The organism is Runella sp. R0.1_18, from assembly GCF_057652155.1.
In genome coordinates this window covers 67656-89950 of the sequence record NZ_JBYFCK010000024.1, presented here as the reverse complement: position 1 = coordinate 89950, position 22295 = coordinate 67656, and the positions used below count along the sequence as shown (strand labels likewise).

The following is a 22295-nucleotide window of genomic DNA, read 5'->3' as shown; positions in this document are numbered from 1 at the left end:
AAAATGAATCGGAATATCATTCAAAATATCGAATCTGTCCTACAAGGCTCTTTTCAATGGGCTACCTAAACAGTTACATATTTTCTTAAATAATATCTTAAATTTGCTGACGCTCATTCCCACTTCTTGCGCAAATTGCTCTAGTTTTGGAATAGGCAAATGAACATTTTGGATAACTCTTTCTACTACTTGCTCTATTTTACGCTTCTCTTTTCTATAATACGCATTTTCCTGACATATGTTTATACTGTTTTCTATTTCGTCGATAACTCGATATATCAAATCATAAATAAAAGCCCTAAAAAATAAAATATTACTTGTAGATAATGAAAGCTGTTCCCAAAGTAGGTTAAATTTATTAGAAATAATATGCTTATCCTTACTCCATTCTTTACATAAATATGGAGCAACTAACGCTACTTCGTCAATTGGAAGTTTTAATTCATTTTTTAACCACTTTTGATCTAAAAATAAGTAAATACCTCTAGTATAGTTTTTATCACAAAATTTAAAGCAAATTGGATTAATTATTGAATAATCCTGCAAATACATTGGAAAATCATGATTTGAACTTATATAAAAGAAAAATTCGCCAAAAACACCGTAATGAACATCTCTATCAATAACCCATTTTCTCTGGTTTATGAATTTGTAGTCATCTTCTTCTTTCAGTACTGTAAACTCTATATTCATATTTCTTCCTTTTCTATTATACACTTATGCCGATTGCGCATACATTACCCACTTATGTATGCCTTATTGTGAAGAGCAGTACGCGAATGTAGCAAGTTAAAGCATATACTAAAAACAAACTAAGCAAAAAAAACTTTTAGGAATGAAAAAAAGACTTTTAAACCTTTTAAGTGTATTTTTTTTTACATACAACATGTTTAGGGGGAATTTTTAATCTGCAATACTCTCTTTAAACGGCACGATTTTTGATGGTATGCGCCAATTTTATCTCCTCCAACAACAAGCTCTTATATACTACTGATTATCAGTAAATTGACTTTTTGTCACATTGAATACCCAATTGGCAACAAGAACATCTCGTTGTTCGCAAAACTCAAATATATCCGCTTGGGTATGGAAATTCAGTAAAAATCCTCATTTTTCACCCCATATTTTTGCCCTAAACCGCCCTCAATTTTCCTCTCTCTGCTTAAAGAAGTAGGATATGTCTTCATGGAACATACTTTGCCAGTTTGGCAACAAAATAGGCATTACTATTGGTATATATTTTATCAGAACGCTTCTTTAACATTTCAACGTATGAATATTTTACTACTCCCACGTCATATAAGTGTTTTACTGATTTTCGCATTACTATTGTATTCGCAGACGGGAGCTGCCCAAATTGCGAATGCACCTCTTAATACCGCTTCAGCATGGACAAACGCCACCTACAACAGTCTTACCCCCACCGTAACTAATTCAGTAGGATCAGCTATCCCACTGTGTTTAGGCTCCATATCCAATGAAATCAATCTCACCAACACAAGCACCACTGACTTTGCCACAATAAGTATTACGGGGATAGGGTGTGACGGCGAGGTAAGTGTCAAAGATGGCAACGATACCTATCCAGCAGGCACGTATGCAGGTTATAAAGTAAGCAGCAATGGGTTATTGCAAGCATCGGTAGGCGCCAAAATCACCATTAAAACCCTTTTAGGAGGTTCACCAAGAGAATCATTTGTTGCAACCAATACAGGTATCGGAATAAATACCTCGCTGCTAGACCCAGATGGTAATATCACCTTGGGTTTTATTACTACCTTGTCTTTTGACGAAATTCGGATTGAGTATGAAGCCTTGATAGCCCTCTTTTTTTCAGCCCAAATATATCACCCAGTCATCAAACGCTTTTCTGCTGCTCCTGCCTTAGACTGTAACACGCAGACAGAATTAAACAACCCTATTCACCCTGTTTATATAAATGCCCCCCGCACTGGTATCAGTGGAGTAGCTTGTTTAAGCTGTAGTGTGGCCAATGCCGATAATGCCATCAGTGCTTCTACCTCTGACTTCGCGACTCTTTCCCTGACGGCAGCCCTTGGCAGCAACGCCTCCATTTCGGTTAAAAACGCACTTAACAGCTATGCCATAGGTACGTTTGCTGGGTTTAATATTTCCAATTCAAACCTCATTAATGCCAACCTCCTTTCAGGCATAACTATTCGCACTTATTTGAATAACACCCCCCAAGAGTCTTCTACCAGTGCTACGCTGGTCTCTGTTAACTCTACTTTATTAAGTGGCTTGGGCAAACAACTCGTAGGTTTTATTACGACCAAAGCATTTGATGAAATACAGCTTGAAGTTACCAATTTGCTTGGAATCGTAAATACAACACAGGTCTATAACGCGGTTGTTCAACGGTTTTGTACAGGCCCCGCCCTCAATTGTAGTACCGTCAACAACCTAGTATCTCCTAGTTACCCGGCCGTGGTCGATGTTTCAAACTCTGGTTTGGTGTGTGCAGGCTGTGCTGTTAATAATGTCAACAATGTCGTAGATGCCAATACCTCCAACTTTGCCAGTATCGTCTTAGCCCTGGGTGTTGGTAGTAGCAGCTCCCTTTCGGTAAAAGATGTACTGACAGACTATCCTATCGGAACATTTGCTGGGGCTGATATTGAAAATTCCTCACTCATTGGGGTTAATTTATTAAATGGAGCTACCATCAGCACTTACAAAGACGGGGTTTTTCAGGAATCAAGCGGAGGCAACCTTATTTCACTTCAGTTATTAAGTTCAAGCCGACAAATTATTGGTTTTGTCACCACAAAATCATTTGATGAAATAAGAATTACCGTTTCCAACTTCATTGGTGTGGACCTTGGCACAACCAACGTCTATAGCATGGTACTTAAAGCTGCGACCACAGCTGGTGTTGTTGCACCGAGTGTAAGTGCCACCTCCGCCACCAATAGTTGCCCATTCATTACTGTCAATTTAAATCTACTAGTAACAACCCCAACCCCTAGTGGCGCGGCACTCGTTTGGTTTACTAACAACACCCACACGGGGCTCGCTTACGCCACACCTACCACTGCGGGCGCTGGAATCTATTACGCTTATTTTTACGACAGTGTTACTGGCTGTTACAGTCCTGCCAGTAATGCCATTACGGTAACAATCACGAGCTGCGCCCCCGACACTGATGGCGATGGCTACAAAGATGACGTTGACCTTGACGATGACAATGATGGTATTTTGGATACCGTTGAAGACGCGGCCACTTGCTCTACTGTTATTTATAATGGCGTAGCAAATGCTGACTGCGACGGCGATGGCATTCCCAATAGCCTTGATTTGGACTCTGACAATGATGGAATCAATGACGTTATCGAAGCAGGAGGAGTCGATGTTGATGGAAATGGTCAAGCAGATGGCGCTGTCAACGCTTCTGGAATTCCTGCCAGTGCTGCCCCTAGTGGAACCACCCCTCAAAATACCGATGGACAAGGTGGTAGTGACCCTTATGATTTGGATTCAGACAACGACGGATTGACCGATTTTACGGAGGGTGGCCTGCGTCCAGAACTCGATGCTGATAATAATGGCGTGGTTGACGGCAACTTAGACCCTGATAGCGACGGGATTCTCACACCAGTAGATGCCATTCCTAACACCTGGGGCGACGCTCTCTTGCCCGACTTAAATCCAACCATAGAAATTGATGGATTAGAGTTTAACTCGCTTTTCACCAATCGGGATTTCATTGTCAACATCAACGAAGTCAACAACAAACCGCAGGTTATCAATACCCCTGTTACGTTCCGTATCACCAAATTATCAGCCTTTACCATCAGTTACGCTGCCACCTCTGGCAGTTCAAATGTCGGTGGTGGAAAGCCAAACAGCAATAGTGATTGGGCATTTAGCGAGACTGCCGATTTCATCGTCATCACTGCCAACACAGGCATCACAGTTCCCCAAAACAGTTTCAAAGCAGTAGGCTTTAACATCGCACGCAAAGCAGGTATCCCTACAAATACCACACAGCACCTTACAGTCACTATCTATCATGGGTCGGCAGGTGAAGAAAAAATCAATAACAACATTGCCCAGACGACCTTGGCCAATAATTAATTCTTACCCCTTTTTATTCATAATCACAATTTCTCAATCAAATGAAAACGCTTACTCAAACAATCTTTGCAAGGGCAGTGGCAGGGCTACTGGTCTGCTTTGCCACACTCACCACGTTCGCTCAAGATGTCAGTGTCAACATTTTGAACCAACCGGCCTATGTTCCGCAGCTCGCCACCACGGGCCGCGTCACCGTCGATGTTTGTAACAATGATGGAGGTACTACCGCTGCTACTGCTGGCAAAGTACGGGTAACAGTCGTTTTTCCATCGGCCATTGTAGGTACTATTGTAGGCGTAACGACCACGGGCTGGACCATTGAATCAAACACGGGCGGAACCATTATATTGACCAACAGCGCCTCTATTTTGTCAGGAGCATGTAGCCAAATCTCACTTGGCTATACTGCAACAACCTTAGGTGGTCCTTCTACCGTAACAGGCACACTCTCATTCCCGATGGGTGCACTGGTAGGTGACCTTTCGACCAATAACACCAGTACCACCTCCATTTCGGTTTTGGTGGATACCGACGGCGACCTTGTACCCGATGTAGATGATTTGGACGACGACAACGATGGTATTTTGGATACGGTGGAAGACGCCGCCAGTTGTACAAGTGCTTCAGGAATTGTCACCGCCAACGTTGATTGCGACGGAGATGGCGTTCCCAACCGCCTCGACCTCGACTCAGATAATGATGGTATCAATGACGTAAACGAAGCGAATGGTACTGACGCCAACTTCGACGGATTTGCCGATGGCACACCCGATCCAATAACGGGAATTCCAGCCTCTGCTGGACCAGGACTTACTCCTCCTAACACCGATGGCACAGGTGGTACAAACCCGTATGACCTTGATAGCGACAATGACGGCTTAACTGACTTTACCGAATCGGGTACTAACCCCGCCTTAGATGCCAACGGTGACGGAGTAGTGGATGGCAACGCAGATCCCGATTTAGACGGTATTTTAACCCCTGTCGATGCCGTACCAGCAACCAGACGCGACGACCTCTTCCCAGATTTGAACCCAACCATCGTCATTGGTTCGCTTGAATTTACTACGGCGGGAAGTCAGAAAGACTTTGTTGTCAATCTCTTTGAAATCAACAATCGTATCCAAATCACAGGCACACCAATCTCTTTCCGAGTAGCCAAAATCTCTGGATTCGACATCACGTATTCAACAACCTCTGGCACCTCAAATACAACAGGACCTACTGCTAATAGTAACAGTGATTGGGATTTTGTAGAGAACGCCAACTTTATTACAGTAACCGCTAAAACGGGTATTACGATTACCGCAAATGGCTCAAAAGTAATCGGCTTTACTGCTACTCGTAAGACAGGCATTCCAATAAATACCACACAAAACATTACGGCGACTATTATCAACGGTTCTGCGGGCGAAATCAAAGTTGACAACAACATTGCAATCACATCCATCACCGCTAACTAATCCTAATTTTTATGAAAGCTCTCCAAACGTTTATCTTCGTCCTGAGCCTATTTTGCATTGTGAAAGGAAATGCGCAAGATGTGGGTATCAATATCTTAAACCAACCTGCCAGTGTGTCGCAAGGCTCAACTAACGGCCGAATTATCATCGACATTTGCAATTTTGATGGTGGGTCAACAAGTACTCCCCTTAATAGCATTCAGCCGCTTATTACGTTACCCAGCGCACTCGTTGACACGTTTGTCACCGCAATTTCTTTTGATGGCTGGTCAATCGTGAGCAAATCTGGCAGTACAATCCGTTTCCAAAACACAGTATCCATTACCCCAGGAGAGTGCAAACAGATTGTTTTAGGCTACAAAGGAGTAAACGTTGGAGGGCCTCTCACTGTCACAGGGACTATTCAGTTTTCGGGGCCACAAACCAGTGGTAATAACCCTGCCAATGACAACAGTACTACTTCTATCACGGTTACAAGCGCCCCCATTGATACCGACGGGGATGGGATTCCTGACATCACTGACCTTGACGACGACAACGATGGCATCTTAGATACGGTCGAAAATACGGCGGTTTGTTCTACGGTACTGCTCAATGGAGTCGCAAACACCGATTGCGATGGCGATGGCATTCCCAATTACCTTGATTTAGACTCCGACAACGACGGCATCAATGATGTCAACGAAGCAGTTGGTGTCGATGTCAACGGTGATGGTTTTGCCGATGGTACACCAGACGCTATCACTGGTATCCCAGCCAGCGCGGGCAATGGCACCACGCCACCAAATACCGACGGAACGGGCGGTACAGACCCCTATGATTTAGATTCGGACAATGATGGACAAACCGACTTGGCAGAAAGTGGCTTAAACGCCTCAATTTTAGACCCTGACGGAGACGGCATTGTCAATTGTACAGCCAACTGCGACCCTGACAAAGACGGAATTCTGGCTCCTGTGGATGGTTTACCTGCTGCTTACGGTGATGCCATTACCAATCGTCCACCCGTCGCCAGCAATGATACGTATTCGATACTGCAAGGAGCTGTTCTAACTAACAATGTCCTGAGCAACGATACTGACCCCGACAATAATACATTGTCAGTCGCTACCACGCCAACAGTAGCCCCGACGCATGGTACGGTTGTGCTCCAAGCCAACGGCGCATTTACCTATACGCCTACTTCGGCTGCGTTTACAGGCCAAGATTCATTCTGTTACCTTGTTTGTGACAATGGAACGCCTAGTTTGTGTAAAACGGCCTGCGCTACCATCAACATCGGCGCAGGAATTGTCGATTTATCCATTTCAAAGGTCTTAGTAGGAAGCAAAATTCGTAGTCTCAATGACACGATTACGTATCGAATTGTGGTCAAAAACAGTGGTAATATTGCAGCTACCAACATCGTGGTCAAAGACAGCACAACCACTAGTTTACAAATCATCAACGGCACGCCAACGAGTGGCGGCTTCTCTGGCACAAACTGGACAATTCCAAGTCTTGCTTCGGGCGACAGTACAACGTTAGTAATACAAGCCAAAGTCATTGCAGAAGGGGTGAACTTCAACTTCGCACTAATCAAAAGTGCCGACCAGCCAGATACAGTGGCCACCAACGACACTGCCAATGATTGTATTACAGTACCTATTGGGCTCTGTTCAGGCCAAAAGGTAGAAGCCTCTGTCCCTTCAACTTACACCAATGTCATCTGGTTTAAAAATGGAGCACAAGTAGCCAGCGGAAATGTCGTTTTATTCTCGGAAGAAGGCACATATACTTTCACCGCAAGCAATGTCACTTGTCCAGTCAGCGGCTGCTGCCCACTCATCATTCAGTCTGGCACCAATTGCTGCCCCGTGCAGCTATGTATTCCAGTAACCGTAGTAAGGCGAAAAAAATAGTACTATTACTTTAACGTTTGAAGAGCACTTTGTGAACAAAACGGGCGTCAGAGTTTTCTGACACCCGTTTTTATTTGTCCATAGGATTGCGCCCACGTGAAAAGGATTGCTCTGCTCACAACCCATCCGTGTCAAGGGTTGCTCACAACCCGACCCGTATGCGAAAAGGGTTGCTCACAACCCGCACAAACGCAGACTTTAGAACAAACTAGAAGCAATCTTATAAATGTTATCCGACTTGCCCATGGTGTAAAAATGGAGCACAGGCACGCCAAAATCCATCAATTCGCGGCATTGCTGCGTACACCATTCTATGCCTACTTGTTTGGCTTGGGCATCATTCTCGCATCCTTCAACGGCTTTCACCAAATCTTGGGGCATGTGCAGATAAAAAATCTTTGGCAAAATCCCCAGCTGCTTCTTAGTCGAAAGGGGTTTTAACCCAGGAATGATAGGCACGTTTATTCCTGCGGCACGACATTTTTGTACAAAGTCAAAATACTTACTGTTGTCAAAAAACATCTGGGTAACGATGTAATCTGCCCCTAAAGCAACTTTTTGTTTCAAATAGTCAAAATCAGTGTCAAAATCCACCGCTTCAAAGTGCTTTTCGGGATAGGCCGCCACTCCAATGCAAAAATCAGTAGGCGCCAAAGGTTCTACCTCTTCGTGCAAATAATGACCTTTGTTCATGCTGACCACCTGTTCCACCAATTCACTCGCATAAGCGTGGCCGTTCGTTTTAGGCTTAAAAGTTTTATAAGGTTTGGCAGGATCACCGCGAAGTACCAGTACATTATCAATACCCAAGTAGTGTAAATCCATCAAAAAATCCTCGGTTTCGTCTTTTGTAAAACCGCCACACAATACGTGCGGAACAGCGTCCACGCCAAAACGGTGCATGATAGATGCACAAATACCGATTGTACCTGGGCGTTTACGCGTCACGATCTGCTGAATACGTCCATCGGCCAATGGTTTTTCGATGTATTCTTCACGGTGGTAAGTCACGTCAATAAACGGTGGTTTAAAATCCATCAACGGTTCAATATTTTCCAATAACTCGTTGATATTGTTGCCCTTAACGGGCGGAATCACCTCAATAGAGAACAATGTTTTTCCGTTGGCTTGCTGAATGTAGTCCGTAATTTTAGTCATGTCTGCCTTTGTTAGAGCAACAAAGATAAGCAACCCCTTTATTTTTAACTTTCAAGATTTGCGTTTTCATTTCAAAACCCGTACTTTTGCGGGCAATTTCTGATAAACTCGCTTTTGTGAATGACGGTCGAATTACCCGTCCGCTGACAACAGCCTCAATTCAATTACAACAATGACTAATGAGTTAATCAAGCTAGTAGATTCTGAATTCTCTGGCCGTCGCGATGCTTTCCCTGCTTTCCAAGCAGGAGACACTGTAAACGTTCACCTTAAAATCATCGAAGGTGCAAAAGAGCGTATTCAGGTATTTGCAGGAACAGTTATCCAACGCCGTAACATCGGTGGAAGCGGAGAAACTTTTACTGTACGTAAAATATCAAATGGTGTAGGTGTTGAGCGTATCATCCCTATCTTGTCACCAAGCATCGAAAAAATCGAACTTATCCGTCGCGGTAAAGTACGTCGTGCACGTTTGTTCTATCTTCGTGGTAAACAAGGTAAAGCGGCTCGCGTTAAAGAGAAGAAGAAATAAGCCTCTCCTCTTACCGAGTCTCCATAAAAAGCTGTCTTTTAAGGCGGCTTTTTTTATTCATTTTCCTCAAACGTTTCTTCTACTATGATTACTTCGCCACTTTCGATTCGTTTTGTCAAATATCAAGGGACAGGCAACGACTTCATCATGATTGACGACCGTTCCGAAACCTTTCCTGTCAGTCAGCCACTGATTGAGTTTTTGTGCCACCGTCGCTTTGGCATCGGAGCCGACGGCCTCATTCTGCTTCGCAACGCCCAAGGCTACGATTTTCGAATGGTATATTTCAATGCCGATGGTCGCGAAGGAAGTATGTGTGGAAACGGCGGGCGCTGCACAGTAAGGTTTGCGCAAGATTTAGGACTTTTTGAAGAAAACACCACCTTTATTGCCGTCGATGGTGAACACAAGGCCGTGGCCTGCGAGGAGGAAATTTTCCTCAATATGAGCAACGTGGCAGGCAGTGAAAAAGATGGTTCTGACTTTTTCCTCAACACAGGTTCTCCGCATTTTGTACGTTTTGTCAAAGACGTAGAAGCCACAGAAGTAGTCGCCGACGGCAAAGCTATACGTTACGGTGAGGTATATGGCCCCAAAGGTGGTACCAACGTTAATTTTACCGAAGTAATGGGCGAGCAGTCTATTTACGTGCGCACCTACGAGCGCGGTGTCGAAGACGAAACTTACTCCTGCGGAACTGGCGTAACAGCCTGTGCCTTAATGTCCTACCAATACCTAGGCATGAACGAACCCATCAGCGTTAAAACCAAAGGCGGCCCACTTCGCGTGTCATTTGTGGCGCACGAAGACGGTTCTTTTGACAATATTTACTTGATTGGCCCTGCGGTGCGGGTGTTTGAGGGGGTATTTGAGGTTAAATAGTTTTGGAACCATATAAGACATTTAAGAGATTATAAGGTGTTTTGCTCCCTCTTATATGTCTTATATGGTTTAAAAAACTTTAATCCTCGACTTCAAGAATCCCCCCTTGAAGATGATAGATGTTTTTTGTTTGGAAAACACCAGTACGGCAATAGTCTTTAGCAGCTACTTTTGAACGAGTACCGTTGGTACATACTACTACAATCGTGTCAAAAGGAAGAAGTTCAGCGTGATGCTCACGAATTTCGGCCAAAGGGATATTTATTCCCCCAATATTAAACTCCTCAAACTCCCAAGGCTCTCGCACATCCACTAAAATAGTGCTTACTTCTTTTGCCAAAGCTTCAACCGCTTCTAATGAAATATCTGTATAAGTAATCATGCTTACTCAGAACGCCGTTTTTACTTAAATAAATACAATATCCGTAATAATTTCGTAGCCAAACGCTCGATTCAGCGATTCAATTAATTTTTTCTTCGCCAACACCAGCTCTTGCGTCAATGGCGCTGACGTAAGTTGTAGAAACAGTACCTTTTCTTTGACGTAAATCGCGCTTGTACGGGACGCAATCTCTGGCCCTACGAGTTTTTCCCAATGAACTTTGACCGATGTTTCGTCAAACTTGGCATTCAAACGATACATCTCAAGCATTTTTCCGATGGCCTCTCCCACCGAAACAGTCCCTGGTTTTCTGGCTGCGTTTTCTTTTTTGAAGCGATAAATCATAATAGGGTAGCGTATTAAAACACAAATTTAGGGGGATTGGGAGCTTTGGTGCAGTTTTTTGAGTATTTTATTTTGGATTTCGGCACTTCCGCCGTAATATTGCCCCATCAAGTCAGTTGCTTCTCATTCGCACAGCGATTGATTTATAAAGAAGAGGGGAGAGAATAGGCTCTACGAACCTCTGGCAACCTGTTTCAACATACGCGGAATAAGGTGCTAATTCCTACCTGAGCAATCGGGGCATATAAATCGAAACAATCATGTTAAGATTCTTAGAAAAATGCGTGCGCTTCCAGCGTGCCCTCCTGTGTTCCAATCTCTGTATGTGTTCTTTTTTAGGATGCACAACGAATGCTATGTTGTTTTTTCAGTTCCCAACCAATAACCATTAATTCTTTACATCCATGTCAGATCTCCGTTTTGAAACCTTACAGCAACACGCTGGCCAAGTTATCGACCCAGTTACCAACGCCCGTGCTGTCCCCATTTATCAGACTACGGCTTATGCCTTCAACAGCTCCGAGCACGGCGCTAATTTGTTTGCACTCAAGGAGTTTGGCAACATCTATACCCGTATTATGAACCCCACCAACGATGTGTTTGAAAAACGCATCGCAGCCCTTGAAGGAGGGGTAGCTGCCTTGGCGGTAGCATCGGGACACGCGGCTCAGTTTTTAGCGATCAACAACATTACGTCCGTTGGCGATAATTTTGTCACGACCTCTTTCTTATACGGTGGTTCGTACAATCAGTTTAAAAACTCGTTCAAAAACATCGGGGTAGAAGCTCGCTTTGCCGATGGCGACAACGTAGCAAGTTTTGAGGCACTCATTGATGACAAAACCAAAGCGATTTATCTCGAAACGATTGGTAATCCAGGATTTAACGTTCCTGATTTTGAAGCTTTTTCACAACTAGCGGCCAAATACGACCTTCCCATCATTGTCGATAATACCTTCGGTGCAGGAGGAGCGATTTGCCAACCTATCAAATGGGGAGCCCACGTTGTGGTAGAATCAGCCACCAAATGGATTGGTGGCCACGGTACTAGCATGGGGGGCGTCATTGTGGACGCAGGGACGTTCAATTGGGGAAATGGTAAATATCCGCAATTTACGTCGCCATCACCAAGTTACCACGGACTTGTTCTCAACGATGTGTTTGGCATTGGTGGGCCTTTCGGAAATATACAATTCATCATCCGTACCCGCGTGGAAGGTCTGCGCGATTGGGGCCCAGCGCAAAGTCCATTCAACTCATTTTTGTTATTACAAGGTTTAGAAACCCTCTCACTTCGCGTAGAACGTACGTGCGAAAATGCCTTAGCACTTGCCAAATGGTTAGAAGCACACCCTTCTGTTGCGTACGTTAACTACCCAGGCTTGGAAAGTAGCAAATACCACGAGTTGGCTAAAAAATACCTCACGCGTGGCTTCGGTGGTGTGTTGTCATTCAAACTCAAAGCAGGAAAAGAGGCGGCTGATAACTTTGTTAACTCCCTCAAAATGATTAGCCATTTGGCCAACGTGGGCGATTCAAAAACCCTCATCATTCACCCCGCAAGCACGACGCACTCGCAGCTTTCCGCATCCGAACAGGCTACAGCAGGAGTAGAAGCTGGATTGTTGCGCATATCAGTCGGGATTGAGCACATTGAAGACATTAAGGCTGATATTCAACAAGCCTTTGACACAATCGGTCAATAATCAACAATTAAGTAAAGCACTTATTTACCTTGGCAGTACATACGTTTAAATACCCCTACACTTTTCCATTGGAACTCGGCGGCGAACTCGCTGGGTTCCAATTGGCCTATACTACCCACGGCACCCTCAACGCCGACGGCAGCAATGTACTCTGGGTCTGTCATGCACTCACAGGAAACGCCGATCCGACCGATTGGTGGGACGGACTGGTAGGCAATGGACTTCATTACGACCCTAAAGATTGGTTTATCGTCTGTGCCAACGTGCTGGGCTCGCATTATGGCTCTACCAACGCACTGAGTATCAATCATCAAACGGGAGCGCCCTATTACAGTGCCTTCCCTGATATTTCGATTCGGGACAACATTTACGCGTTTGAGTTACTTCGCGAGGAATTAGGAATATCGCATATTCATACCCTCGTGGGTGGTTCGCTTGGTGGACAACAAGCTGTAGAATGGGCTATCATTCAGCCAGAACTTATCGGCGACCTAGTGCTTATTGCCACCAACGCCGTTCATTCTCCTTGGGGCATTGCCTTCAATGAATCGCAGCGGATGGCCATCAAAGCTGACCCTACTTGGAAGGAAGCTCGCCCCGATGCAGGCGCCGAAGGCATGAAAGTGGCCCGCTCGATTGCACTCCTCTCCTACCGCAACTACGACACCTACGATTTTACCCAAGCCCGCGATAGCAACGAACAAACGGAAAACTTCCGCGCTGCAACTTACCAACAGTACCAAGGGGATAAACTAGCGAATCGTTTCAACGCATTTTCGTACTGGACGCTCTCGCGAATGATGGATTTGCACAACGTTGGCCGCAATCGACCAAGTATTATTCATGCGCTTGCACAAGTGAAAGCCCGTACATTGGTAGTGGGGATTAGTTCGGACATTTTATTCCCGCCGTCGGAGCAGAAGTTTTTAACAAAACATATACCAGAAGCAGAGTATCAAGAAATTGATTCATTGTACGGCCACGATGGCTTTTTGATTGAGTACAAACAACTCCGTCAGATTCTTACGTCTTGGGAAAAGAAAAGGGTTATTGCTTAGACAAAAGAGCTGGTATAACCCTATCTTTGCTTTAAAATAAAAGATAATGATACGAAGTATTGAGATTGAAAATTTTAGATGCTTTCATAAAACACGCATCGAAGGATTTTCACAAATTAATCTGATTGGAGGACAAAACAACGCAGGAAAAACAGCACTCCTAGAGGCTATTCTATTAGTAAACAACCCAAACCCCGATTCTATTCTTTTTTTACAGCAAAAACTCCGTGGTGAATATGGTAATCCCGAAGTACCAGAACGAACATGGAGTAGTCTTTTTTTCTCATTTGATAAACAACAAAAAGCAAACATATCGGCTGTAGCTCAAACTCAAACGAGTTACCGAATAAAATTAGCATGTCAAGATAGCATTCGTACACCAACTATCACTCCTACTGTTTCAAATCAAGACATTGTAAAAATCGAAGACAATAGTACCATGAAGGATATTATTGAATCGTCTTTGATTATCGACCAATCTACCCAAAAACAAATTGGTTCTTCGATTCAAATTCGGGCAATAAAAGGCGAAGAAACACTTTTTCATTCAGCCACCTTTTTACCAGTTATTCATTCTACTTTTTTCATTCCTGCTGGCTTTAAACAAACCGCAGACAGACTAGCTTCAAGCTATCAAAACTTGCTTTTTAAAGGCAATGAAGACACTGTACTTGAAGCTTTGCAACTCATTGACGAAAAAATTGAAAAAATTGATATTATCGAAAAAAAGTTACATTTAAAAAGGACTGGAGAAATTCCAATGCCTGTAGGCATGTTTGGAGATGCTTTAAATAAAGTGATTGATATAATCATCCGAATTGCCAACCACCCTCATTGCATTTTACTAATTGATGAAGTTGAAAATGGAATCCATTATACCCATCAATTTGAACTCTGGCAAAAGCTTTTTCAATTAGCAAAAACATTTGATGTACAAATTTTTGCAGTCTCGCACAGTCTTGAAATGATTAAAGCATTCAATGCTGCTTCATTAGAGGATGAATTTGGGCAAAATGTCTCTTATTTTGAAATGTTTCGTAGTTTGCGAAGTAACGAAATTGTTGCCAATTCGCTGTCAAAAGACACGCTTTCTTATGCTATTGCTAATAACCAATCGTTTCGGGGAGAATAAGTAAGCTATGACACAAAAGTTAATTATTGTAGAAAGCCCTAATGATGAAGCATTTATACGTCTTCTCCTTTCTCATCTTTCTATAAAAAATACAGCAACTTCTACCATTCGCCCTACCGAAATAGAACATCTTCATAATTTTAAAGGTAGTGATGGCAAACCAAAAAGAGGTAAAGACGCCCTTCCCGAAAAAATAGAAATTCTAAAGCGAGACCTTCTAATTCGCTATCCACAATTAAGACACATTGCCATAATCCTTGACATAGATACACCTAAAAGCTCGAATGGAGGAAAAGAAAAAAGTTTACAACTTATCAATACATCTTTTTTAAAAGCCTTTAATATTTCACTGGATTTAACAGACACTTCTACCAAAGTTTCAACAAATGTTACAATTTCAAGTGAAACTATTCACTTAGAAGTCTCGTGTTTTTTTGTGGGTGATGAGACAGGCGAGGGAAACCTTGACGTTGTTCTCAAAAAAATTGCAAAATACCCATGCCCCGAATGTGAGTGTTTGGAGATAATGAATGAATGTGTAGGTCACAAAACTGGCAGTCCAATGCGTGATTTTACCAAACAATGGGTTAATTATTATCTCAGAAGTCAGGCATCTAAAAGCCAATTAAAAGATGCTGAAAAGCGCTTACATGAGGTAATTACAGACAATGGTGAAATACTTTTCGACCTGCATCATCCGTTTTTGCACGAAATAAAAGAGTATTTGCAACTTGAATAAACAGCACATGTTCAAAAAAATCTTCCTTGGTTTGCTTGGCATTTTATTCATTCTCGGCCTTTATTACCGAGAGTTGGTCAGTTATGGGTACATGCAAGCCAAAGGTCAGCTTCAGATTTTGTTCAATACGCAGCCCGTGGCGGAGGTGCTGAAAAACCCATCATTTCCTGACTCGCTCAAGCAACGCCTCAGACTCATTGGCGAAATCAAACAATTTGCCGTTGACTCCCTAGGGCTCGACTCATCGGGAAGCTATACCGAGTTTTATGACCAACACGGTAAACCCATTTTGTGGGTACTAACGGCTTCTGAAAAGTACCGTCTCGTACCACGCGAATGGGATTTTCCAGTGATAGGAACGTTTGCTTACAAAGGCTTTTTTGACACTACTCGCGCCGACAAAGAGCGCCAATTGCTTATATCAGAAGGCTTTGACACACAACTCAACGAAGTGTCAGCTTGGAGTACATTGGGATTTTTCAAAGACCCGATTTTGTCTTCCATGCTGTACCGAGGCGAAGGAAGTTTGGCCAATCTGATCATTCACGAAATGACGCACGGGACGCTATTCGTCAAAAACAACCTAGAACTCAACGAAAACCTCGCCAGTTTTGTGGGCGACTACGGAGCGATTCGCTTTTTAACCGCCAAATACGGTGCAAACTCCCCCGAATTAGAAAAATACGAATTCCGAAAACGCTATAACGATGCGATTTCGCAGCACATCGTACGGGGCGCAAAACAGCTTGATAGTTTGTACAAAACCTTCCGCCCGTCGCTGACTGCTACCCAAAAAGACACCTTAAAAACGAGACAAATCCGCTACATTGTTCAACAATCGGATACACTTTTGGGTGGACTAGTTGGGAAAAAATACCCTTGGCGAGGCACGAAATTACCCAACAATGCGTTTTTTATCGGATACCTGACGTATCACTCCCAACAAAACCAGTTTCAAGACGAGTTTAATCATAAATTCAAGGGTAATTTTCCAAAGTACCTTGCTTACTTAAAAGCAACCTACCCAACCTCGTTTTAGGGAGTTTTTGTTTTACTTACCATCCACTCAATATGCTCGGACGCTTCGCCTTGGTATTTGCTGTGTTTTTTTTCTCTTCTTTTCATACCAAAGATTCCTATCGCCGTATCCCACAAACAAACTTTGGTGTAGGTGAACACCTCGAATACCGCGTACATTATGGCATTTTCAACGCGGCCAACGCCGTGGTGGACGTAAGTCCGAATGTTTATCAGGTGAATGGTCGGCCGTGTTACAAAATCAATATTGTAGGAACTACCCTTGGCGCTTTCAGTTGGTTTGCCAAAGTGCGCGACGAATGGCAGTCGTGGATGGATACCTCGGCCATAGTTTCCCAGAAATTTTACCGTAATATTCAAGAAAACAACTACCGAAAAGTGGAAACAACGGTGTTTAACCACGACACCGACGATGCCGTAGTGACCGACGAAAACGGCACCAAAAAATTTGAAGTACCTAATCACATTCAGGATGCGATTAGTAGTTATTTTTTCCTCCGCACACTCGATTTTTCAAAACTTAGCCCCAACGAAATGGTGGAAGTACCTACCTTTTTTGAAAACTCGGTCTATAAACTCAAAGTAAAATACCGTGGCAAGGATGTCGTAAAGACCAAATATGGCAAAATAAAAGCCTTTAGACTCACCCCAATCATGCCTAATAATGAGCTTTTTAAAGGTGAAAACTCCATTCGGATTTGGGTTTCGGACGATGCCAACAAAGTCCCCATCAAAGTCGAGGTGGACCTATGGGTGGGGGCTTTGGTGATGGAAGTAAGCTCCTACCGAGGGGCTCGAAATTCATACAATTGGTACTAATTTTGAGGGTCGAAGGCAGAGAGTCGAATAAACGTGTATTGGGTTGCTCACAACCCAACATTCACCTACGCACTTCTTTTACGGTAATTAAATACCGCGAGTGCATTAAAACCTACCGCAAAGGCTATCATCACCAAAAATTCGGGAATCAAATCAGAAAAAGCACTGCCTTTGATGTAAACTGCCCGAATGATTTTGATAAAATAGGCAGGCGGATTGATGCGGGTCAGCCATTGCGCCCATTCGGGCATACTTTCGATGGGCGTATATAGCCCTCCCAACAAAATAAACACCATCATACAGAAAAAAGCGAAGAGCGTCGCTTGCTGCTGCGTATCGGCAAAAGTGCTGATTAACAAGCCAATTCCCAACACGCCAAACATATATACCGCCGAAAAAACATAAATTGTAAAGAAAGAACCAACGGGTAAAAACCGAAATATCACAAAGGTGACAATCATTCCTAACGTAATCGAAACCATCCCCAATACCCAAAATGGAATCAGTTTACCCAAAATAAACTCGTGTTTTTTGAGCGGTGTCACGTTGATTTGTTCAATGGTACCCACTTCTTTTTCGGCCACGATGTTCAGCGCCGTTAAGAAAGCCCCCACCATCGTCACCAAGATGGCCAAAATACCTGGCACCATAAACAAATGGTAATCAAAATGAGGATTATACCAATTGGCCGACGTAATTTCAATTTGAGGCATTTCGTTAAACTTCGGTAACAACATCCATTCTTCCCTAATTTCGCGGTTGAAATCACCAATCATCTGGGCTGCATAGGCCGTTCCCAATCCCGCCCTAACCCCGTTGACCGCATCGGCTGCTAAGTGCAATTGCGCCTTATTGAACTTAATCAAATCGCGCTCAAAATGCGCAGGAATCGTCAATATCAAATCGGTTTTTCCATCCCCTACGGTCTTCGTCGCTTGGGCATAAGATTGCGTGTATTCAACCAGTTGAAAATAACCCGACGCCGTCATTTTATTCACCAATTTCGACGAATAGGTGGAATGGTCTTGGTCCACAACGCTAATCGAAATATGTTTGATTTCGTAGTCGGCCGCCAGTGGAATTATAATCAGCTGCATGATGGGCATAATCAAAATCATCCGTAAGATGGTAGGATTCCGAAATATTTGCCGAAATTCCTTTTGCAACAAAAAAACTAGATTTCGCATTTCTTCTCTTTTTTTAAGCCAACCGAATTTTGAACTTACGTATCGCCACGGTCAAGTAAACAACCGTCATAACCGCCAAAATCAGGGTCTGTTTGGCTACGTACGAGAACCCTAATCCTTTCACCATAATAGCCCGAACGATGCTGTAATACCACTTCGTCGGGACGATATTGCTTACAATTTGCAACGGCAACGGCATATTCTCAATCGGGAACATAAACCCGCTAAAGACCAATGCAGGCATCAAAAAACCTACCAACGACAAAAACATGGCCGTTTGCTGAGAATCAACCACCGCCGACACCAATAAGCCTAAGGATAAGGTGGTTAGAATAAACAACAAACTCTCAGCTAGCAATAAAGGAAGGCTGCCACGAATGGGCATATCCAATAGAAACACCGCCAACAGCAAGATGATAATTACATCAATAAAGCACAAAAACAAGTAAGGCACGGCTTTGCTCAACACCACCAACAAAGGGCGCATGGGCGAAACGAGCAAGATTTCCATGGTTCCTGTTTCTTTCTCTTTGACAATCGACACTGATGTCATCATTGCACCTAACAGCATCAAAATCAACGTCATTACGCCTGGCACGAAGTTGTACGAGCTTTTAAGCTGCGGGTTGTACAACATCCGCGTTTCGGTTTCGATGGTATATGGTAGCTTTTTCTGTTCAGTAAGTTCGTTTTGGTAATCGCGAAAAATGCTAGAGGCATAATTGATGACAATGTTGGAAGTATTAGGGTCGGACGCATCACCAATAAAGCGTACTTGTGCTTGGTTGGTGTGTGACAAATCCTCCTGAAAGTTTTGAGGAAAAATGATGACCAACCGCGCCTCTCCGCGCCGAAAAACGCGCTCAATTTGTACCTCAGAAGTCAAGCGTTCTTTAACACTGAAGTATTGGCTTTGGTCAATACGGTCGATGAGTAAGCGTGAGGCATCATCGTTGGAATAATCTAAAATGGCCACGTTTGAATTTTTGACTTCGCTTGAAAGCGCAAAGCCAAACAAAATCATCATCACGACAGGCAACCCCAGCAGAATCACCAAGCTGCGGGTATCGCGGAGTACGTGCCAAAATTCTTTTCGGATAAAAGCTACAAATGTTTTCATAATGTTATTCTCCTCTTTTTGCTCCGCGCGCTAATTGTAAAAATACCTCATCCATACTTTCTGCTTGAAACTGCTTTTTAAGCCCCGAAGGTGTGTCTAAGGCCGCAATTGTGCCATCGACCATGATTGAAACGCGGTCGCAATACTCCGCTTCGTCCATGTAGTGGGTTGTCACAAAAACGGTGATTCCCTCGTGCGCTGCTTCGTAAATCATGTCCCAAAACTGACGACGCGTAATGGGATCCACTCCGCCCGTGGGTTCATCCAAAAACACCACCTTGGGACGGTGCAAAATGGCTACTGAAAAGGATATTTTTTGCTTCCAACCCAGCGGCAACGAACCTACCAATTTGTCGGCCTCTTGGTTGAGTCCAAGTCGCTCAATCAGCACGGCTGTTTTTTCGCGAAGCTCTTTACGGGTCAGTCCGTAAATCCCGCCAAAAAACTGGATATTTTCCCGCACCGTCAGGTTTTCGTACAGCGAAAACTTTTGGCTCATGTACCCAATGTGCTTTTTGATTTCTTCATTTTGGCGATACACGTCATAGCCTGCTACCGATGCTTTGCCCGAGGTTGGCTCCAGCAACCCGCACAATATTCGCATGGCGGTGGTTTTGCCAGCGCCATTGGCTCCTAAAAAACCAAAAATCTCCCCTTCTTTTACGTCAAACGTAATGGCATTTACGGCCACGAAGTCACCAAATTTTCGGGTAAGTCCTTCGGTATGAATGACTGATTTTGTCATAGGTTTTACTGATTTTCGAGCATCAATTTGATAAATGTATCCTCAATCGTCGGTGCTATTTTCCGTACTTTAATGCCCGTATGTCCTTTTTCTTTCAAAAACTCCGAAAGGTATTTATCCTGAAAATGAGGAGGTAATGTCACGTGTTGTTCTTCGCCAAACGCAAATGCGCTGACTATTTCGGTATTTTTGCGCAGGTCGTTCATTAAGTTGTACCGATTGTCGGCATCCACCGCGTATAGGTTTTGGGCGTGCCGTGCAATGATTTGTTGGAGGGTATCTAGTTCCAAAATTTTACCCTTTTGAATCAACGCAATGCGATCGCACCGACTGGCTTCATCCATGTAAGGCGTCGAGACCACAATGGTAATTCCGCGTGCTTTCAGTCGGTCGAGCATGTCCCAAAACTCCTTTCTCGACACAGGGTCAACGCCCGTGGTGGGTTCGTCCAAGAAGAGCACTTTAGGTTCGTGAATAAGCGCACAGCACAAGGCTAATTTTTGCTTCATCCCACCCGAAAGTTTTCCCGCCAGGCGATGCTTAAATGGCTCAATTTGAACGTAAATCTCCTCTATCAAATGGTAATTTTGCGCAACAGTAGTATTAAAAACAGTCGCAAAAAAATTGAGATTTTCTTCAATGCTCAAGTCTTGGTAGAGCGAAAATTTCCCTGGCATGTACCCCACGATTTGGCGTATTTTCCACAAATCCTTGACAACATCCAACCCCGCCACCTCTGCCCGACCAGCATCGGGTACCAATAAGGTCGTCAGGATACGAAAAAGCGACGTTTTTCCCGCACCATCGGGGCCGATTAGCCCAAACAATTCCCCCGATTTTACCTCAAAACTAACCTCGTCGAGTGCGAGTACTTGCCCTTTTTCGTACGTTTTTCTAATATTTTCTACTCGAACGTTTGACATGTAAATTGGAGTTAGAGTTTCACTTCGCCGTACATTCCTATTTTGAGGAAACCGTCGTTTTTCACTTTGATTTTGGTAGCGTACACCAAATTCGCCCGTTCGTCTTTGGTCTGAATGGTTTTGGGCGTAAACTCCGCTTTGTTAGAAATCCACGTCACTACTCCGCTCACTTCTTTATAGCTGTCTTTGCCATTATCGACAAACACTTTTACGGGCTGGTTGAGCTTTATTTTACCGAGTTGGTCGCCTGTTATGTACGCCCGCAACGTCAGCGAAGTCAAGTCCGCAATTTTGTACAACGCTTTGCCCGTAGCAGTCATTTCGTTGGTGGTGGCGTACTTGACCAATACCGTTCCGTCAATGGGATTGGTGATGGTGCAACGTTTCAGCTGGTCATCAAACTGCGCGATGCGTTCTTCTAAAGGCTTCCGCTCGCTCAACACCCCTCGGTTTTGAATTGACACTTGTTGCTGCTGGGACTTTATCTGCTGCTGCACCACCGCCACTTGCCCTTCGGCGGTTTCGATTTGTTTTTTCAACACCGAAATTTGTCCATCCACATCATCTAATTGTTTACTTGGTACGGCTTCGGCTTTTACCAAATTATCCAAACGTTTATGTTCGCGTTCCAACAGCCTAAGTTGTTCGCGTTGGGTCGCTATCTGACGTTGTTGCGTCACCAATTGTTCCTTCAAAATCTGAATTTGCGGTGAAGCATCGTTGGTTTTTTGGCTCAACGCCTCCATGCTCGCTTGCACTTGTGCTTTTTGCAAATTGAGGTTCTTACAATCAACACTCCCAACAGCCTGGCCTGCCTTGAGGGTGTTGCCTTCTTCTATTTCCAAACGCAGAATTTTCCCCATTGACTCCGACGAAATCACGACTTCATCGGCTTCAAAAACACCGCTCGCATCAAACGCTTGATCGCTGTTGTTACAAGAACTCAAACCCAAAAGGGACAGAAAAATCAAAAACCCGACGCCATACGGCTGAGCTTTCTTTAGGGATGTTTTTTGTGAAAATGTATTCATGTGACTTAGTATCTTTTTCTTGGTTATTTGTTGTTG

The 22295-nt window shown here is 43.8% G+C and carries 20 protein-coding genes and 1 riboswitch; of the genes, 11 read left to right on the top strand and 9 right to left on the bottom strand.

From position 1 onward, the window contains the following. Nucleotides 1-39: 39 nt before the first annotated feature. Complete coding sequence (locus AC23P2_RS27185; RefSeq protein WP_487776107.1) at nt 40-693, bottom strand: hypothetical protein; 654 nt, start codon at nt 691-693, stop codon at nt 40-42. Between the two features lie 579 nt (nt 694-1272). Here AC23P2_RS27185 and AC23P2_RS27180 point away from each other — a divergent pair. Genes AC23P2_RS27180 through AC23P2_RS27170 form a run of 3 tightly spaced genes read left to right on the top strand, consistent with a single transcriptional unit; the run spans nt 1273 to nt 7462 of the window. Further along, complete coding sequence (locus tag AC23P2_RS27180) at nt 1273-4098, top strand: hypothetical protein (RefSeq protein ID WP_487776106.1); 2826 nt, start codon at nt 1273-1275, stop codon at nt 4096-4098. A 41-nt stretch (nt 4099-4139) separates the two neighbouring features. Next, complete coding sequence (locus AC23P2_RS27175) at nt 4140-5561, top strand: hypothetical protein (RefSeq protein WP_487776105.1); 1422 nt, start codon at nt 4140-4142, stop codon at nt 5559-5561. An 11-nt stretch (nt 5562-5572) separates the two neighbouring features. Then, nucleotides 5573-7462 (top strand): Ig-like domain-containing protein, encoded by a 1890-nt coding sequence (locus tag AC23P2_RS27170; RefSeq protein ID WP_487776104.1) that lies wholly within the window; start codon nt 5573-5575, stop codon nt 7460-7462. 198 nt (nt 7463-7660) lie between these two features. Here the strand turns inward: AC23P2_RS27170 and metF are convergent, their stop codons facing one another. Further along, the gene (metF, locus tag AC23P2_RS27165) at nt 7661-8620 is read right to left on the bottom strand and encodes a methylenetetrahydrofolate reductase [NAD(P)H] (RefSeq protein WP_487776103.1); all 960 of its coding nucleotides are present in this window, start codon (nt 8618-8620) and stop codon (nt 7661-7663) included. A 172-nt stretch (nt 8621-8792) separates the two neighbouring features. Here metF and rplS point away from each other — a divergent pair, with 172 nt between their 5' ends. Both rplS and dapF read left to right on the top strand, forming a co-directional pair. After that, nucleotides 8793-9152: a 50S ribosomal protein L19 gene (rplS, locus tag AC23P2_RS27160; RefSeq protein ID WP_183979668.1), complete on the top strand. Its 360-nt coding sequence runs from the start codon at nt 8793-8795 to the stop codon at nt 9150-9152. 84 nt (nt 9153-9236) lie between these two features. Then, nucleotides 9237-10034: a diaminopimelate epimerase gene (gene dapF / locus AC23P2_RS27155; RefSeq protein ID WP_487776102.1), complete on the top strand. Its 798-nt coding sequence runs from the start codon at nt 9237-9239 to the stop codon at nt 10032-10034. A 79-nt stretch (nt 10035-10113) separates the two neighbouring features. Here the strand turns inward: dapF and AC23P2_RS27150 are convergent, their stop codons facing one another. Together AC23P2_RS27150 and AC23P2_RS27145 are read right to left on the bottom strand one after the other, a co-directional pair. Further along, nucleotides 10114-10416, bottom strand: a complete 303-nt coding sequence (locus tag AC23P2_RS27150; protein WP_487776101.1) for a rhodanese-like domain-containing protein — start codon at nt 10414-10416, stop codon at nt 10114-10116. A gap of 24 nt (nt 10417-10440) precedes the next feature. Then, nucleotides 10441-10761 (bottom strand): DciA family protein, encoded by a 321-nt coding sequence (locus AC23P2_RS27145; RefSeq protein WP_028522293.1) that lies wholly within the window; start codon nt 10759-10761, stop codon nt 10441-10443. A 140-nt stretch (nt 10762-10901) separates the two neighbouring features. Continuing rightward, nucleotides 10902-11012: riboswitch (SAM riboswitch) on the top strand. Nucleotides 11013-11165: 153 nt separating this feature from the next. On the opposite strand from AC23P2_RS27145, the gene AC23P2_RS27140 reads away from it, so the two are divergent. From AC23P2_RS27140 to AC23P2_RS27115, 6 genes are read left to right on the top strand one after another with little or no spacing between them, the layout of a single operon-like run. After that, nucleotides 11166-12467 carry an O-acetylhomoserine aminocarboxypropyltransferase/cysteine synthase family protein gene (locus AC23P2_RS27140; protein WP_122929812.1) on the top strand — a complete coding sequence of 434 codons (1302 nt, stop codon included), beginning with the start codon at nt 11166-11168 and terminating at the stop codon, nt 12465-12467. A 29-nt stretch (nt 12468-12496) separates the two neighbouring features. After that, nucleotides 12497-13525 carry a homoserine O-acetyltransferase family protein gene (locus AC23P2_RS27135; RefSeq protein WP_487776100.1) on the top strand — a complete coding sequence of 343 codons (1029 nt, stop codon included), beginning with the start codon at nt 12497-12499 and terminating at the stop codon, nt 13523-13525. A 46-nt stretch (nt 13526-13571) separates the two neighbouring features. Further along, entirely contained in the window at nt 13572-14657 is a 1086-nt protein-coding gene (locus tag AC23P2_RS27130) for an AAA family ATPase (protein WP_487776099.1), read from the top strand. A 7-nt stretch (nt 14658-14664) separates the two neighbouring features. Beyond that, nucleotides 14665-15396: a DUF3226 domain-containing protein gene (locus tag AC23P2_RS27125; protein WP_487776098.1), complete on the top strand. Its 732-nt coding sequence runs from the start codon at nt 14665-14667 to the stop codon at nt 15394-15396. 7 nt (nt 15397-15403) lie between these two features. Continuing rightward, a complete protein-coding gene (locus AC23P2_RS27120; RefSeq protein ID WP_487776097.1) occupies nt 15404-16435 on the top strand; it encodes an aminopeptidase in 1032 nt (343 codons plus the stop codon). Between the two features lie 32 nt (nt 16436-16467). After that, nucleotides 16468-17253 (top strand): DUF3108 domain-containing protein, encoded by a 786-nt coding sequence (locus tag AC23P2_RS27115; RefSeq protein WP_487776096.1) that lies wholly within the window; start codon nt 16468-16470, stop codon nt 17251-17253. 65 nt (nt 17254-17318) lie between these two features. On the opposite strand, the gene AC23P2_RS27110 is transcribed toward AC23P2_RS27115, so the two are convergent. Genes AC23P2_RS27110 through AC23P2_RS27090 form a run of 5 tightly spaced genes read right to left on the bottom strand, consistent with a single transcriptional unit; the run spans nt 17319 to nt 22259 of the window. Continuing rightward, nucleotides 17319-18440 carry an ABC transporter permease gene (locus tag AC23P2_RS27110; protein ID WP_487776095.1) on the bottom strand — a complete coding sequence of 374 codons (1122 nt, stop codon included), beginning with the start codon at nt 18438-18440 and terminating at the stop codon, nt 17319-17321. A gap of 13 nt (nt 18441-18453) precedes the next feature. Continuing rightward, nucleotides 18454-19560 (bottom strand): ABC transporter permease, encoded by a 1107-nt coding sequence (locus AC23P2_RS27105; protein ID WP_487776094.1) that lies wholly within the window; start codon nt 19558-19560, stop codon nt 18454-18456. 4 nt (nt 19561-19564) lie between these two features. Beyond that, nucleotides 19565-20305, bottom strand: coding sequence for an ABC transporter ATP-binding protein (locus tag AC23P2_RS27100; RefSeq protein WP_487757675.1), 741 nt, complete (start codon nt 20303-20305; stop codon nt 19565-19567). Between the two features lie 5 nt (nt 20306-20310). Then, nucleotides 20311-21228 carry an ABC transporter ATP-binding protein gene (locus AC23P2_RS27095; protein ID WP_487776093.1) on the bottom strand — a complete coding sequence of 306 codons (918 nt, stop codon included), beginning with the start codon at nt 21226-21228 and terminating at the stop codon, nt 20311-20313. Nucleotides 21229-21239: 11 nt separating this feature from the next. Further along, on the bottom strand, nt 21240-22259 hold the full coding sequence (locus tag AC23P2_RS27090; protein ID WP_487776092.1) for an HlyD family secretion protein: 1020 nt from the start codon (nt 22257-22259) through the stop codon (nt 21240-21242). Nucleotides 22260-22295 lie beyond the last annotated feature (36 nt).